The 15,871-nt window shown below is 48.7% G+C and carries 14 protein-coding genes; 8 read left to right on the plus strand and 6 right to left on the minus strand.

The genetic code is table 11. The features are described 5' to 3' along the window. Window positions 1-72 precede the first annotated feature (72 nt). The 6 genes from DET_RS05695 to DET_RS05720 form a co-directional block, all read right to left on the minus strand. Window positions 73-2,061 carry a DNA polymerase gene (locus DET_RS05695; protein ID WP_010936793.1) on the minus strand — a complete coding sequence of 663 codons (1,989 nt, stop codon included), beginning with the start codon at window positions 2,059-2,061 and terminating at the stop codon, window positions 73-75. A 59-nt stretch (window positions 2,062-2,120) separates the two neighbouring features. Then, window positions 2,121-2,333, minus strand: coding sequence for a hypothetical protein (locus DET_RS05700; protein ID WP_041223385.1), 213 nt, complete (start codon window positions 2,331-2,333; stop codon window positions 2,121-2,123). 13 nt (window positions 2,334-2,346) lie between these two features. Next, window positions 2,347-2,919, minus strand: a complete 573-nt coding sequence (locus DET_RS05705) for a DUF2815 family protein (protein WP_010936794.1) — start codon at window positions 2,917-2,919, stop codon at window positions 2,347-2,349. After that, the gene (locus DET_RS05710) at window positions 2,912-4,051 is read right to left on the minus strand and encodes a DUF2800 domain-containing protein (RefSeq protein WP_010936795.1); all 1,140 of its coding nucleotides are present in this window, start codon (window positions 4,049-4,051) and stop codon (window positions 2,912-2,914) included. The genes DET_RS05705 and DET_RS05710 overlap by 8 nt, the downstream gene beginning before the upstream one ends. Beyond that, window positions 4,041-4,367 (minus strand): hypothetical protein, encoded by a 327-nt coding sequence (locus DET_RS05715; RefSeq protein WP_010936796.1) that lies wholly within the window; start codon window positions 4,365-4,367, stop codon window positions 4,041-4,043. The genes DET_RS05710 and DET_RS05715 overlap by 11 nt, the downstream gene beginning before the upstream one ends. Window positions 4,368-4,663: 296 nt before the next feature. Beyond that, window positions 4,664-5,185: a hypothetical protein gene (locus DET_RS05720; RefSeq protein WP_010936797.1), complete on the minus strand. Its 522-nt coding sequence runs from the start codon at window positions 5,183-5,185 to the stop codon at window positions 4,664-4,666. 432 nt (window positions 5,186-5,617) lie between these two features. Here DET_RS05720 and DET_RS05725 point away from each other — a divergent pair, with 432 nt between their 5' ends. From DET_RS05725 to DET_RS05760, 8 genes are read left to right on the plus strand one after another with little or no spacing between them, the layout of a single operon-like run. Further along, window positions 5,618-6,616, plus strand: coding sequence for an ABC-three component system protein (locus tag DET_RS05725; RefSeq protein WP_200858150.1), 999 nt, complete (start codon window positions 5,618-5,620; stop codon window positions 6,614-6,616). After that, a complete protein-coding gene (locus DET_RS05730) occupies window positions 6,606-7,052 on the plus strand; it encodes an ABC-three component system middle component 2 (protein ID WP_041223386.1) in 447 nt (148 codons plus the stop codon). Before DET_RS05725 ends, DET_RS05730 begins: the two co-directional genes overlap by 11 nt. 2 nt (window positions 7,053-7,054) lie before the next feature. Further along, entirely contained in the window at window positions 7,055-8,887 is a 1,833-nt protein-coding gene (locus DET_RS05735; protein WP_010936800.1) for an ATP-binding protein, read from the plus strand. Further along, window positions 8,884-9,108, plus strand: coding sequence for a helix-turn-helix domain-containing protein (locus DET_RS05740; RefSeq protein WP_010936801.1), 225 nt, complete (start codon window positions 8,884-8,886; stop codon window positions 9,106-9,108). The genes DET_RS05735 and DET_RS05740 overlap by 4 nt, the downstream gene beginning before the upstream one ends. 25 nt (window positions 9,109-9,133) lie before the next feature. Then, window positions 9,134-12,361, plus strand: coding sequence for a helicase-related protein (locus DET_RS05745; RefSeq protein ID WP_010936802.1), 3,228 nt, complete (start codon window positions 9,134-9,136; stop codon window positions 12,359-12,361). Between the two features lie 13 nt (window positions 12,362-12,374). Next, window positions 12,375-13,043, plus strand: a complete 669-nt coding sequence (locus DET_RS05750) for a DUF4391 domain-containing protein (RefSeq protein WP_010936803.1) — start codon at window positions 12,375-12,377, stop codon at window positions 13,041-13,043. Continuing rightward, window positions 13,033-14,112, plus strand: a complete 1,080-nt coding sequence (locus DET_RS05755; RefSeq protein WP_010936804.1) for an ATP-binding protein — start codon at window positions 13,033-13,035, stop codon at window positions 14,110-14,112. The genes DET_RS05750 and DET_RS05755 overlap by 11 nt, the downstream gene beginning before the upstream one ends. After that, window positions 14,105-15,868: a site-specific DNA-methyltransferase gene (locus tag DET_RS05760; RefSeq protein WP_010936805.1), complete on the plus strand. Its 1,764-nt coding sequence runs from the start codon at window positions 14,105-14,107 to the stop codon at window positions 15,866-15,868. Before DET_RS05755 ends, DET_RS05760 begins: the two co-directional genes overlap by 8 nt. Window positions 15,869-15,871: the final 3 nt, after the last annotated feature.

Consider the following 15,871-nt stretch of genomic DNA (forward strand, 5'->3'; position numbering starts at 1 on the left):
TCCGGGCAGACTTAAAAGGCGTCCACCTCTAATTTCCACTGGAGATGAACGCCTGATTTGAGCGGACGATATTTAATCTTTTTTGTAGAAGGGCGTGGTGTACCCGTCTGCCCTAAGCTGCAAGCCGCGAGCCCACGGCGGTGTCCTGCCCATCTGCTCACAGAGAACATCAAGGGACATGTGAGGATCAGCCTCAATGACCAGCTCGTCGTGGATATGCATGACGATTTCGCAGTTCCTAAGCGTCTTCATGGCATAGCAGAGAATGTCACGGCTGGTCGCCTGCACGATGTTTTCCACAAATTTCGGGCCGTATGAGTCGAGCCGTTCCCACTTTTTCGTGGCTCCGACGCCTTCATAGGTGATACACTCGCCGCCGAACTTGTTTGTGCCGACCTTGGGCTTTACATAGGCGAGGTTTCTGCCGGATGGCAGCGTGATAAAGAGCATCCCGGAGCGGCAGGAAAAGGTCAGCCCGTAGGACGAGGTCGTGTGCTTATGCTTTACGGCCTCCATGACCGCCCGGTCGACATCCCACCAGAATTTTACGATGTGCGGATTGGTCTGCCGCCAAGCATCCACCAGCGGAGGAAGCTCGTCTTCGGACAAGCCCATCTCGATAGCACCCATCGCCTTTAATGCACCGACCGAGCCGCCGTAGCCGAGCGCGAGTTCTGCGATCTTACCTTTTTGCCGCAGGTGGCCGTTGACGCCGTGCTTCTCAACCGGGACATGAAACATCTGGGACGCGCTGGCGCAGTATATGTCGCCGCCGTCTGCAAAGACCTTCTGCCGCCACATCTCACCGGCATACCAAGCGATCACGCGGGCTTCGATGGCAGAAAAGTCCGAAACATAAAGCTGCGTGCCGTCCTTCGGAATAAATGCTGTCCGGATAAGCTGCGAGAGCGTGTCCGGCACATCTTCGTACAGGAGCTTCACGGCATCGAAGTCTCCGGATTTAACAAGGGCGCGGGCATCGGCCAGATCCTCCAGATGGTTCTGAGGGAGGTTTTGCAATTGGATCAGCCTGCCTGCCCATCGACCGGTGCGGTTGGCTCCGTAAAACATGAACATGCCGCGAGCCCGGCCATCATCGCAGACCGCCCGTTCCATCGTCTGATATTTCTTGACGGAGGATTTGGCAAGCTGCTGGCGGAGCTCCAGAACAGTCTGAAGTTCAGAGGGAGCGGTCTTTATGAGTTCGGCCACGACCTTCTTTCCAAGACTGTCGGTTTCGAGGCCGTTGTCAGAGAGCCACTGCTTCATTTGCTGGACGGAGTTGGGATTGTCGAGCTCCGTAATATCCTTCATGGCCGTGGTCAGTTCTGTCCGGGAGCGGGTGTCCATCTCGATTGCCTTTGCCACCAGATCCATATCAAGGCGCACGCCACGGTCGTTGATTTCCTGATCGATTCGATATTCATCCCAGACGAAGTCCGGTACCGGGAAATTCGTAAGGCGCTGCTGAATCGCCATCTCGACCTCGACGTCCCGCTTGTTATATGCTTTGAAGGTTTCCCACTTTTCAGGATCATGGAAGGGCATGTTCCGGGTGCGGCCTCCGTTGGCTTTGGTAGGAGCGCAAGGCACGGAGAAGTATTTGATGAGCGCCTTGCCCTCGTCCATCTTTTGATCTTCGAGCTTTAACACCTGACCGACGCCTTTTAATGAAAGCGGCAGTCCCATCGTGGCTGCCCAGACCATAGAGCAGCGCCAGCCTTCCGGATTCAGAAACCGGGCGCACTCCGTGGAGAGAGGGTGGTTATCATGGAAGGGATCAAGGCTCACGCCAAGATCGGAAAGATACCGGGACAGGCAGACTCGTTCAAAGTTCGCATTGAAAGCCCATTTTGTCACCTCATCGTCTGTCAGGGCATCGATGATTTCCTGCGGGATATGTTCTCCCTGTGCAAGGTCAATGACCTGCACCTTGCCGCCATCGACCGCATAACCGAAAAGCAGAATTTCAAAGTTCGGAGACTCCGCGTATTTGTAAACGCCGCACTTATTCAGGTCGATGTCGGAGAAGGTTTCTATATCTATACTGATGTTTTTCAATCGGATCACCTCAATTCAAACAGGCGGCCTAAGATCGCTCCTAAGCCGCCTGCCGTCAGTTATTTGTCTAAGGCTTGCATGCGCTTTTCGTGGTATTCGAGGTCGCGGGCGGCCTGTTCTTTTTCATGCTGTTCACGTTCTGCCTCTCGCTTGTCGCGTTTGCGATCATTGAAGAGGGTCTGGACTGCGACTGCCGCCCATACAAGGATGAGCACGCAGAAGCAGCCGACGAGAATGTTGCAGAGGACTGTGGAGATCATTACTTCGTTCATAGTCGCACCTCCATCAGTTCAGGAAATCTTCGTCGTCATCGGTAGCGAAGTCAGACTCTGCGCTGGCCTTGCCGCCGAGAGGCTCACCGTCACGGATCTTCTGCAGGTTGTTGAGCCCGCAGGCGATACCCTTGTTGCCAGAGCTGTTGAAGGCGTAGAAGGTGATGCTGGCTCTGCCGTACACTCCGGAGTACACCTCGGAGCGTGTCAGGATCGGGTTCAGATCTGCGTCCACGATGCCGGGAGCAGAGGTGGCGTTGGCATTGACGAAGTAGGAGTTCTTGTAAGCCTCGTCGTCCGGGCGCTCTGCGTCTCCGTCACGAAGAGGAGTCTTCAGAACGGAAAGAGCCGGTACAGACTTGCCGTTGCCCTTGAGCTTGGCCTCGCCCTCCTTGTAGGCAGCTTCGATGGCGTCCTTGATCTTGGCGATGGTCTTGGTATCGGACTTCGGGATGATGAGGCTCACGCTGTACTTGGGTGTGCCGCCGTTCACGGACTTGGGCTCCCAGACGTTTGCGTAGCTCCAGCGGGTGTCGACACCGGTGATAACCTTCATGGGATTGCTGATTTTTACATTCTTACTCATTGTCGTTTTCCTCCATAAAATCATTTTTTGCTGTATTCATGGCCGGGCGCTTATCGGACTCCGGCACAAGAGTGGGTTTGCCCTGCGGCTTTTCGATGTAGGCCGTCAGGAGTTCATCAAAACGGGACTTGCCGAGGAGCTTCTGCATGGCGGTGATGCCGAGCAGCTTCTTCTCATACGGGTCAAAGCCCGCTTTCTCGACCGCATCGATAACTGCGGCCTCGTTGCTGTATCTGCGGTTGGCTCTGCCCTCGACGAGCTTGAAGCCAGACCATTCCTTCCCGGAGAGTGCCTGCTGGAGAGCATATTCCTTGATGTCGGAAGCCCAGCTGACCAGCTCGTCCACTTTTCCGAGAATGACCTCAATCTCCGTATCTGTAAGCAGAGGCGGGAGTTTGAAGTCGTGCTGTGCGAGCTTTAAGTTTGCTTCGGCTCTGGCACGGCACTCGTTCTTGGCTTTGCAGAATCCGCACCATTCGCCGCACAGGAAATTTCCGTCACCGGCAAAGGCAAGCTCTGCGGTGGGCTTTAAGACTTCATCCGCCCAGCGGTACAAATCTTCCTTGCTGATCTCGTAGGTGCTGACGTTCTGGCGTCTCGGCTGATAGATGGTCATGGAAACCTTGTCGATGTCGTAAAGCGCATCGAAAAGTTCCAAAGCGCCAAGGCTGTAACACTGCATCTGCGGATTTTCCTCTGCGGAGACCAGAACGCCAAGGCCGTGCTTGTAGTCGATCACTCGGAGCGTGCCGTCTGCGATGATGATGCAGTCGGCGGTGCCGAAGCCCTGTTCTACCCAGCGAGAGAAGTCCACACGCTGCTCGATCAGGACGACCGGGTCAGCGCAGGTTTCCTTGGCGGCTTCAACCTGCTCCAGCACATATTCGGCATAGCCGCTGGTGCAGTCCTCCATCTCCTCGGAATACCACTTGAGGCTTTCGGTCGGGTCTTCTGCAGGCAGTCCCAGCGCGGTCTTTAGCTTGAACTCGCCAAGTGCGTGGGCGTCGGTTCCTTCTGCTGCGTAGTCGCTTCCTTTATCCTCGTAGGACTCACAGAGCCTTGCGGACGGCGGGCAGTGGAGCCAGCGGTCAGAGCTTGAAGCCGACAGGATCGCGTGTGCTTTAGCTGCCATTGCCGATCACCTCCGCGTCCTTCATCAAGGCTTCGTAGTTTGCCGGGTCAACAGCCGAGAGCTTTTCGGCACCGTACTTCTGGAGAAGGGTGCGTACCTCTGCGGTATGACCGGCGCGGGACTTCTCGGCAAGGACGGCTCTTACGTCCTCCAGCTTGATTTCAGGCTTCGGATTTTCCTTCTTGGCGGGAGCCTTCTGCACGGGAGCGTCGTCGCCGGAAAACTGCTGGTAGAGCCAGTCGGCTGCGGCATTAATAGAAGCAGCAGCGCTTCTGAGTTCTTCGATGGTCTGTGCCATTTCTGCCATCTTTGACATTCGTTTTTCCTCCTTCCTCGGATTTGCTTGCGGCAAGGATAGAGAGGTTCCTTGCCAGTCTGGCGGATACGTGGCTGATGGTATTTAGGAGCTTGATCTCCTCGGCCACGTTGCCGCCGGTGTCTGCGTAACTGCGGTACATCGTGTTCACCTCGCTTTCTGAAGGCTTTGTCTCTGTCCTTCACCTTCCACTGGAGATGAGCTGTCGATTTGAGCGGAAGAATTTATAAAAAGTTTTCCGGCCACCATCCCGAAGTGGGACAGTGACCGGAAAGCCGTGGTTCGTGGTCTGGGTATTACTTGTCGCCGGTGATCCTGCGAAGGTCGGTACGGTACTTCTTCATCTGATCAGCGAAGGTCTTCTGCGGGCGACCGAGCTCTCTGGCGATGGCACGGTCGGAGATGCCCTCTGGGTGATCCTGCCAAAGCTGAATGATGGTGTCGGCCTCCGGATCAAGCTCGCGCAGGCGGGCAAAGAGCTGCTCCAGCAGCATACGGTCTGCGATGACCTCGTCCATAGGCTTACGGGTATCCGGGATATAATCACCGAGGGTACCGTTGCCGTCCGGGAGAGGCTGATCCAGAGAAGTGACGTCTCCTGCAGCGTGATATTCGCAGTCGAGGCAATCACCGTCACATTTCCAGATGAAGCGATAGGGACACATACACCTGCCGTGATCCTGCTCCTTGTGGCGGATGCGGTCGGCTTCCTTATAGAAAGCGTCGTGCTGTGCCTTGCTGACCGGCACCTTCTCGCCGGTGCTGCGAACGTAGATGAAATAAGTCTTCTGTTTACTATCATTTTCATTATTTTTCATGTTGAAACCTCCAGTTTCGAGTGGTTCCCGAACCGGAGGTCTCACGAAAAAAGAGCGTGGAAGGCCGACCGGAACGAGAAATTAATCCGTTTCAGTTGCCATCCACGCTCGTAGGATGGGTTTATTTACTTGTTTCCGCTATGGACGTTCGAGCCACTCTGCATGCCGGGTGAGCGTCCGTAGCGGTGAGCCTTTTTACGCCTTGCTCAGGGCAGTCAGTAAAATAGACTAAAAAACTTCTTTGCGTTCACAAAATATATATCAGCGAAAGCTCGTAAAGAATTGAAATTCGCCGAAATCTGTGGTATAATGTAAAAGCAAGTTTTTGTCAGTAATCCACTGACTGACTTCATTGTACAAAATCCGGCCATTTCGGTTATGACCGCCGATGACTGCGGTTTGACCTAAGAGGTCAAAAGGAGGTGTAGCGGAGTGCTCTTTCATGAGATTGCTGGCGAATTGAAGACATACATGGATCCGACCGGACGCGGTGGCGATTTTGTAATTGCTCTGGTTGGCGACACTCTGCGCGATCCGATGACTGAGGAAGAAGAAAAGATGGCCGAGAATGACGAATTCAATCCTCTCGCCAGCCGGATGTCGATCAATATGCTTGATCAGATCCTTGAGGGTAAGAAGTTTATTTCAAAAGCTCGCGCAGGGCTGATCTGCAGTCGTTATGACGGACAGGATTTTGCAGAAGAAATTGATAACCTTTACGATGCCGACAAGGAGCACCTTCAGCAGTTCCTCCAGCGCCGTGGAATATTAGTGGAGATAGATGAGCTTGGGTCTGCCGTTCAGGACATTCTGAACCAGATTTTTCATGGGCTCTCCAAGGGAATACATGATGTCGATATCACTCTGACCATTCATGATCCCAAGCCCAGTATCAAGAATCTGGCCGGTGACCGTATCTATTGCGAAAACGGAAAACTGTATATTGACGGCGACGTGATTGAGCTTCCGATTAAGCTGAGCGACGCACAGATTTATGATTTTGAGGCAGACTACATATCTGCCCTTTGTGATGCATACGCCGAGGTTCTTTCTCGTGATTCGGTAACGATGGACGACATTCCGACGCTGCCAAAGAAGTATCAGACGAACTTCTATGACCAGCGGAAGGCTTACCTGAGTGCTGAGAGTATTCAGAGATCCATCAGCGAGGTGTATGAGGATGGAGAAAATCAGTTTGATATTTTGAAAAGCGATGCTTTTGATGGAATAAAGACTACCTACCTTGACGATTACGACAATGGGTATAGGAGGCTGCTGGAAGTGTTAAAGAAGATTTCTGATGTCCAGCTCACGAAGTCGAAGCTGTCACTGATAAAGAATTTGATAGGAAATTTAGAAAGGCTTGGAATCGTTCACATACTGGTGAATGACAAGACGATAAAATCGTGGGTTGACCCATATGAGGAGTAAAGTATTTAACACGGTGTTCGAGAACATGCTGAGGGTGCTGCTTCTGGCAGATACATTAGATGCTCCGGCAAACGTGGACAGGTTCGCAGCGCTGGACTTTATCTGTATTTACGGAAAGAAGTGCAAGGTGCTGGACAAGAACCTACATGGAGATAATGAATTCGGGTTTGCCGAATTTGCGAACAAGCGTGAAAAAATAACTGAGGCTATAAAGCTCTCAGTCAGGAATGATTTTATAAATGTAGAGCATACCGATCAGGGCTTTCTTTATAGCATCAACGACAGAGGACGCGAGGTCGTCCAGAACATTCAGTCCTCTTATTCGAAAGCCTATACAGTAGGAGCCAAAATTGTATGCAGGAAGTTTTCAGGTTTCACCGATGATGGTGTTTTACAGTACATAAGTGACCGGGCTACGGAGTCAAAGGAGGCGTAAGAATGCAAAAGTTCATGATTGAAAAATTACGTGTCTCCGGAGCCGGAAAGATTGATGGTGTCGTTAATTTTACCGACGGATTAAACATCATACAGGGCAGGTCAAACACAGGTAAAACGTGGATACTGAAATGCATCTATTATCTTTTCAGCTCTGACACAAGGCCTTATTCTCCACTGACTGGCTACACAGATATCGAAGGTACTTTCCTTACGGAGAGGTATGGCCGGATCAAGATTTCCAGAACACTCGATGAGGAAAAGGTCATAGTTGAGGCAGAAAGTGAAGAAGTAGAAAACGGCGAGTATGACACAAATTATAAAAAGGATAATTCAAGATACCTGAACGATCTGTGGTTACGCATCATCGGTCTCAATGAGACGATTGAGGTTCCAAAGACTGCGCGTTATGCAAGAGAGAGAATGTCATGGACTAACATTGCCAGCGTTTTCTTTGCCGATGAAAATGAGATTGATAAATCTGAGTCGCTGGTGATTAAGGACTCTCGATATGAAACGCCTTTAATCGCTTCCTTATATTTTCTGCTGACCGGTGATTACAAAAAGGGTGTACCGGAAATCACAAAGCCGGAGGTGGCCACGGCAAAGAAAAAGGCCGTAGTCGATTATATTGACGAACAGGTCGCTGCCCTGACTGAAAAGCGTATCAGCTACATCATGCAGCTGGAAGAGCTGGAAGGTACGGATATCGATAAAGAGATGCAGAAGCTCTCCGAACGTATCCAAGAAGTGCAGCAGGAAATAAAAGACCTGATGGAGGAGAACACGGCCATTGTCAGGCAGGTCGCTGAATACCAGCAGGAGGATGCAAATTGTCGTGTCCTTGTTGATCGATATGAATCGCTCATAAGTCAATACAAGGCCGACCTGCAGAGACTCGACTTTATCTCGAAGGGTGAGCAGGCGGTCAAAGACCTCCCGTCGAATGGTGTCTGCCCGTTCTGTGGCGGAGAACTTCATCCGGAAGATGACGATAGCTATGCTGAGGCAATCAATGCTGAAATAAAAAGGATTGCTTCTGAACTCGCAATAATTGTAGCCACAGAGGATAGTGTCCGGGATGAACAGAAAACGATACAAAAAAGCATCAAGGAATTGCAAGAGCGAAGATCTGAAATAAGCGCTGCTCTTGATGAAAAGAATCAAGAAATCCAGAACTGCCGTTATAATATGCAGCAGTTTAAGGATTACACGACGCTTCAAAATGGAATTGATTTCGTAAATGATCAGCTGGCCATTCTTGGTGACAAGAAGGTCTCCGAGCTAAAGAAAAAGAAAAATCCTCCTCTCTACCATGCAAAGCAGGAGTTTGAGGAGGAAGTAGGAACCGGCTTCAATACGATCCTTAACAGAATACTGAAGGAGTGCAATTATCGTTCTGTGGGATATGCCAGCTGGGATTTTTCTACATTTGATATTCTTATGGATGGAGTTCCCAAGTCGGAAGATCAAGGCAAAGGATATCGGTCTTTTCTGAATTCAGTGGTTGCGCTGATGCTATATGAATACTTCAACAAAGATGATGTGTTTATAAAACCGGGCTTCCTAATGATAGATACACCATTGCTGGGCTTCGATGAAAATGAGGAAGGATTTGATGGCGAGACCATTAAGAACGGCTTGTATCAATATTTCCTTAATCATCAGGGTTCCGGACAGGTGATCTTAGTAGATAACCTTAATGTCATACCTCAAAACATAGATTTCAAAGCAAGAGGAGTTAATGTAATAACGTATCACAAGGACGAGAAGGACAGTCACGTATACGGTTTTATGCCGAGTTGGAGAAAAGATCTCCCGAAGGAGTCGAAATGAAATTATCTTACAAAAAATTATGGGTGAAACTGGTAGAGCAGGATATGAAAAAAACTGAATTTGCAAAGAAGGCAAAGATAAGCTCAGCCTCCCTCGCCAAGCTCGGTAAAGGTGCTAATGTCACGACAGATGTATTAGTGAAGATATGCGAAGAACTGAAGTGTGACATTTCAGATATTTGCGAAATAGTGCCGGATGAGGCTGCGGAGGAAAAGAACTGATCGTGGCATCCAAAGGAGTAAATCTATGAAAATCTTTGACAATGTCACGGATATAGTCCGGGACGACTTAAAACAGACGGTGAAGCGTGGCAGCAAGGTTTCCATTGCCGCTGCATGCTTCTCCATGTACGCATATAAGGAGCTGAAGGCTCAACTGGAGCAGGTGGACGAGTTCCGCTTTATTTTCACGTCTCCGACCTTCATCAAGGAGAAGGCTGAGAAGCAAAAACGCGAATTTTATATTCCTCGTCTCAGCCGTGAGAGCAGTTTATATGGTACAGAATTTGAAATCAAGCTGCGTAACGAAATGACGCAGAAGGCCATCGCCAAGGAGTGCGCGGATTGGATCAGACGTAAGGCGACTTTCAAGTCCAATGTTACCGGAGAGAACATGGGCGGCTTTATGACTGTCGCTGCGCCTGCAGAGGAAGTGGCCTATATGCCGATGAACGGTTTCACGACCGTAGACATCGGATGCGAACGTGGCAATAACAGCTACAACATGGTCAACCGTATGGAGGCTCCGTTCTCTACGCAGTACATGCAGCTTTTCGAGTCGCTTTGGAATGACAAGGATAAGATGCAGGACGTAACTGATGTTATTATTTCCAATATCAGTACGGCCTACAATGAGAACTCACCGGAATTCATCTATTTCATGACGCTTTACAATGTTTTCAGTGAGTTCCTCGACGATATATCAGAGGACGTCCTCCCGAACGAAGCCACGGGTTTTAAGCAGAGTAAAATCTGGGGTATGCTATATGATTTCCAGCGAGATGCAGTGCTTGCCATCATCAACAAGCTGGAGAAGTACAATGGCTGCATCCTTGCTGACAGCGTCGGTCTTGGTAAGACCTTCACTGCGCTGGCTGTTATCAAATATTACGAGAACAGGAATAAGACTGTTCTTGTCCTTTGCCCGAAGAAGCTATGCGAGAACTGGAATACATATAAGGATAACTACGTAAACAATCCAATAGCATCAGATCGCCTGAATTATGATGTTCTGTTCCATACGGACTTATCAAGGAATGGCGGCACTTCAAATGGCCTTGATCTTGATCGCTTGAACTGGGGTAACTACGATCTTGTGGTCATCGACGAGTCCCACAACTTTAGGAATGGCGCAGGTACCCATGCCAACACGCAGGAGAACCGCTATGTGAAATTGATGGACAAGGTGATCCGTGCTGGCGTCAAGACGAAAGTGTTGATGCTGTCAGCGACACCGGTCAACAACAGATTCACCGACCTGAAAAATCAGCTGGCCATCGCCTATGAGGGGAACTCGGAATTTATCAATGAGAAGCTCGATACCAAAAAGCCGATTGATGAGATATTCCGTCAGGCGCAGAAAGCCTTCAATGCATGGAGCAAGCTCGATCCGGAAGCAAGAACGACGGACGCGCTGCTTAGGACACTGGATTTCGATTTCTTTGAAGTCCTCGATAGCGTGACGATTGCCCGCTCCAGAAAGCACATAGAGAAATATTACAACACGGAAGAAATCGGCAAATTCCCGCAACGCCTGAAGCCTATCTCAAGGCGTCCGAGCATGACCGATCTTTCGAGCGCCATAAACTATAACCAGATTTACGAGCAGTTGATGCAGCTGACGCTCGTGATCTATACTCCGTCAAACTATATCTTTCCGAGCAAGATGTCGAAGTACATCGACCTCACGCACAACAAAGGAAATAACCTTACGCAGAAAGGCCGTGAGCAAGGCATCCAGCGTTTGATGAGTATCAATCTCCTGAAGCGTCTGGAGAGCTCTGTTTATTCCTTCAATTTGACATTGAGCAGAATTCTGGCGCTGATAAAGAGCACCATCTCAGCCATTGACAGCTTTGAGAAAAACGGAAAAGCTGATCTGGATATGTATGAGGCTTCTGACAGCGATTTTGATATTGATGACGAGAATAACGATTACTTCACCGTCGGCAAAAAGGTAAAGATTGACCTTGCTGATATGGACTATAAAACATGGCGTGATGAGCTGCAGCGCGATGCGGATACGCTTGAGCTGCTGACGCTTATGATAGCAGACGTCACACCGGAGCATGACCTGAAGCTGCAGACCTTGCTTCATCTTCTGGATGACAAAATGAAGCATCCTATCAATGAGGGCAACAAGAAGGTGCTGATCTTCTCCGCGTTCTCCGATACGGCAGAGTATCTGTACGATCAGGTGTCTGCCTACATGAAATCAAACTATGGTCTGGATACAGCGGTTATTACTGGAAGCATTGACGGACGGACTACCATCAAAGGCCTGAAAGCCACGCTCAATAATGTGCTGACCTGCTTCTCGCCTATATCAAAGAGCCGTGATGTTCTGATGCCGGGCAGTACAAAGGAAATTGATGTCCTGATTGCTACGGACTGTATTTCCGAAGGTCAAAACCTGCAAGACTGCGATTATCTGGTGAACTATGACATTCACTGGAATCCGGTGCGCATCATCCAGCGCTTCGGTCGAATTGACCGTATCGGCAGCAGGAACCTGTATATTCAGCTGGTGAACTTCTGGCCGGACATGACGCTGGACGATTACATCAACCTTAAATCTCGCGTGGAGACCAGAATGAAAATCTCCGTTATGACCTCGACCGGAGACGATGACCTGATCAATCCAGAGGAAAAAGGCGACCTCGAATACAGAAAGCAGCAGCTGAAGCGTCTGCAGGAAGAGGTCGTGGATATTGAAGATATGTCCACGGGTATTTCCATCATGGATCTGGGACTAAATGAGTTCCGGCTTGACCTGCTGGAATATATAAAGACGCATGACCTTAGTACTAAGCCGAAGGGACTGCACGCGGTAGTTCCGGCCACGGAGGAGAATCCGGAGGGCGTGATCTTTGTCCTACGGAACATCAATAACAGTATCAACATTGATAACCAGAATCGCATTCACCCGTTCTACATGGTGTATATCGGTGTAGACGGAGAAATTGTCTGCGACTACTTGAATCCGAAGAAGCTGCTGGACACCGTCCGGTTGCTGTGCCGAGGAAAGTCTGAACCGATTTTGACACTGTGCGAGAAATTCAACAAGGAAACTGATGATGGAAGGAACATGGAGGAAGTGTCGCAGCTTCTCTCCGATGCGATAAATTCCATTATTGATGTAAAAGAAGAAAGCGATATTGACAGCCTGTTCTCCGCTGGCGGGACTTCTGCCCTGATGTCGGAGATCAACGGGCTGGATGACTTTGAGCTTATTTGCTTCTTAGTAGTGAAATGAGGAGGTGCATCCGGTGATTGGATTACCGAAGAGCACGGAGTTTAACCGGCGCATCCCGAAGCAGAAGTTCTATGAGAACATTTCTGTATCGCCGACGTTAAAGCGAGTGTTCATAGATCAGATCAAGGTGATCTACTGGCGCAACAAAGTGGCCACTACGACCATGAATCTTGCCGCCGGTGAAACCGTAACAGAGCTGGAGATATTTGAGGTAAAGCTAAACGGGCAGCAGCTTGAAGAATCCGTCCTCCGGCAGATTGATAAAGAGATACCTTATCACATTCTGTTCCTACTGGAATACGATGGAAAGTATCAAGCGTGGACGGCCTACAAAGAGGCTGCGGCCTCCGGGTCAAATGCTTTTAAGGTAGGCACCTACTATCACACAGATTGGCTCCCGGAAGATGAGCTGCCTCTGAAGGTAGAAGGCCTGAGTGTCGATAAGGTTTATGAGAATTTTGTGCGGCAGATCGCGGGCGATGCGCTCCGCGCCGAGGACGGAAAGACTGAATCGCTGAAGGAATCCGTAGAACGCGATACCCGCCGTCAGGAGCTGGAAAAGCAGATTGCAGCACTTCAAGCGAAAGTCCGCAAGGAAAAGCAGCTGAACAAGCAGGTGCAGCTGAACGCAGAGCTAAAGAAACTAAAAAAAGAACTGGAGGTGCTGGGTAATGGATCATGATAAAGAAGTTCGAAAAATCCTTGCAGGAAGAACTTCTTCTGGCACGATGAGGAGCAGAGAAAGTAATACTGTTGAGTTCAAACAGTCTTTCAATAAAGGAAATACTGCAGCTTATGCTAAAACGATGGCTGCTTATGCAAATAACAGCGGAGGGTATATTATCTTCGGCATCACAGACTCGCCAAGAAAAATCGTAGGCCTTAAAAATGATAACTTTGAAAACTTGAAGCAGGAAGTATTTACTGACGCCATAAACGCCCTTTTCTCACCTGCTATAGAATGGGAAATGGGGGCAATTGTTCTGGAAGAAGAAAAAGAGGATGATAACGGTGTCATTATTACAGAGCGAAAGAAAATCGGCTGGATATATACAATCGAGTCTGAAATAAAGCCCGTGATCGCTCAAAAGGATAACAGCAGCGAAAGTATAACAGCTGGAGATGTATTTTATCGTTATCGGGCGAGAAACGGAAAAATAAAGCCCGCCGAGATGGAGCGGATTATATCGGATCGCATAAATCGAGAACGAGAAAATTTGCTTCGCGTCCTTGAGGTGATACGCAAGAGCGGGACTGCCAATCTGGGTATTGTAAATTATAGCGACGGAAAGTTTTCAACTCCGTATGGTGTGGATGTTGCCTTTGATAGAAAACTGGTCACTCAGGTTTTGAAGAAAGCAAAGTTCATAAAGGAAGGGAGCTTCAACGAGACGGATGGTATTCCGGTTATAAAAGTCACTGGTAATATTGATCTGGCAGAGGAAGTTCCCGTCCCTGAAGGGAATCCAGACGATACTCATCCGTATATTCAAAAGCAGATGGCTGAAAAACTGGGAATCAGCACGCAAGATTTATACGCACTCATTTGGTACTTCAAGATGAAGGAATCCAAGAAATATCATCTGGAAATAACCGTCTCCAAGAGTGGAAAGACACACAAGTTTTCAAACTTTGCGCTCGAATTCCTACAAGAGAAACTAAACGAGCTGAAGGGCAATGATGCAGAGTTTGAAAAAATTAGAATAGCTTATAAGAACAGAAACAAGCAGGAGGAAAGAGCTAATGGATAAAATGAGAATGGAGTCAGTTGACATGACCGAGAAAAACATCGACAGGATTGCTGCCCTGTTTCCGAATTGCATCACCGAGACCGTAGACGAGGAGCGCAGCACTCCCGACAAAAAGGTCTACAAGAAGGCGGTTAACTTTGAGCTTCTCCGGCAGATGCTATCCGGTGATGTGCTGGAGGGCGACGAGGCCTATGAGTTTACATGGGTTGGTAAGAAAGCGGCCATAGTCGAAGCCAATAAGCCCATCCGCAAGACTCTGCGTCCGTGCCCAGAGGAGAGTGTAAATTGGGACTCCACAGAGAATTTGTATATCGAAGGTGACAATCTCGAAGTCCTCAAGCTCATACAGGAGAGCTATATGGGGAAAGTGAAACTAATCTTTATTGATCCGCCATACAATACGGGCAGCGATTTCATCTATGCAGATGACTTTGCAGTTGGCTCAGCGGAGTACAGTGATGAAATTGGTGAGGTGGATGCAGACGGGAATAGACTTTTTAAGAATACAGATTCCAATGGGAGGTTCCATTCTGATTGGTGCTCGATGATGTATTCAAGGCTCATGCTCGCCAGAAATCTCCTTACAGACGACGGAAGCATTTTTATAAGTATTGATTTTAATGAAGTCGAAAACCTGAAGAAGATAATGGATGAGGTTTTTGGAGCAGAGAATTTTCAACGAGAAATTGTCTGGAGAATAGGGTGGCTCTCAGGTTATAAAACAATGGCTCCGAATTTCATCCGAAATCATGACACTATTCTGTTTTATTCGAAGAACTCAAGTAAAATTGAGTTCATAAAGAAATATATTGAGAATAAGGATTTCAAGCCTTTGCTTAAGAAAGATGCAAAGGTGACGGCAAAGCTGAAAAGCCTCGGTTTAAGCGACGAACAGCAGAAGGAACTTCTGGAATTTATTAATCATGGAAATCGACCAGAAAGATATCCGATAGAGGATACATGGAATTCGAATGAGTATGATGATTTGAACAGCATTGCAATCGTCTCTTTTTCAGGAGAGAAAATCTCGAAAATTCTCGATGTTGATCAGGATTTTAAAGGACAGAAGTCAGTGAAAATGCTGATGAGAATTATTGAGGCAACGACAAAAGAAGATGACATCGTGATGGATTTCTTTTCCGGAACCGGATCAACGGCTCACGCTGTCATGCAGATGAATGCTGAAGATGGTTGTCATAGGAAGTATATTATGGTGCAGCTTCCTGAACCGTGCGAAGATGGCGGCGCTGCTAAAGAAGCCGGATATGAGAATATCTGCGAGATTGGAAAGGAGCGAATTCGCAGGATTGGGCAGCGCATCAATGAATCTGCACCGTTGTTCGATTTGGATACTGGATTCAGAGTGTTCAAGGTTGCAGAAAGTAATATGAATGATGTTTATTATTCTGCTGGGGAATACAATCAGGGAATGCTTTCGATGTTGGAGTCCAATGTGAAATCGGATCGTTCTGACCTCGATCTGCTATTTGGTTGCCTGCTTGAATGGGGATTGCCGCTCTCGATGCCGTACACGTCAGAGCAGATTGAAGGCTGCACAGTTCACACATACAACGATGGCGATCTGATTGCCTGCTTTGATGAGAACATTCCGGATTCTGTTATTAAAACTATCGCCAAGCGTCAGCCGCTCCGCGCAGTTTTTCGCGATAGCAGCTTCGATGGAAGCCCGGCAAAGATCAACGTAGGGGAGATTTTCAAAATGTTGGCACCGGATACGAGGATCAAGGTGATTTAAACG

The sequence above is a fragment of the Dehalococcoides mccartyi 195 genome, from assembly GCF_000011905.1.
GTDB classification, from domain to species: domain Bacteria; phylum Chloroflexota; class Dehalococcoidia; order Dehalococcoidales; family Dehalococcoidaceae; genus Dehalococcoides; species Dehalococcoides mccartyi.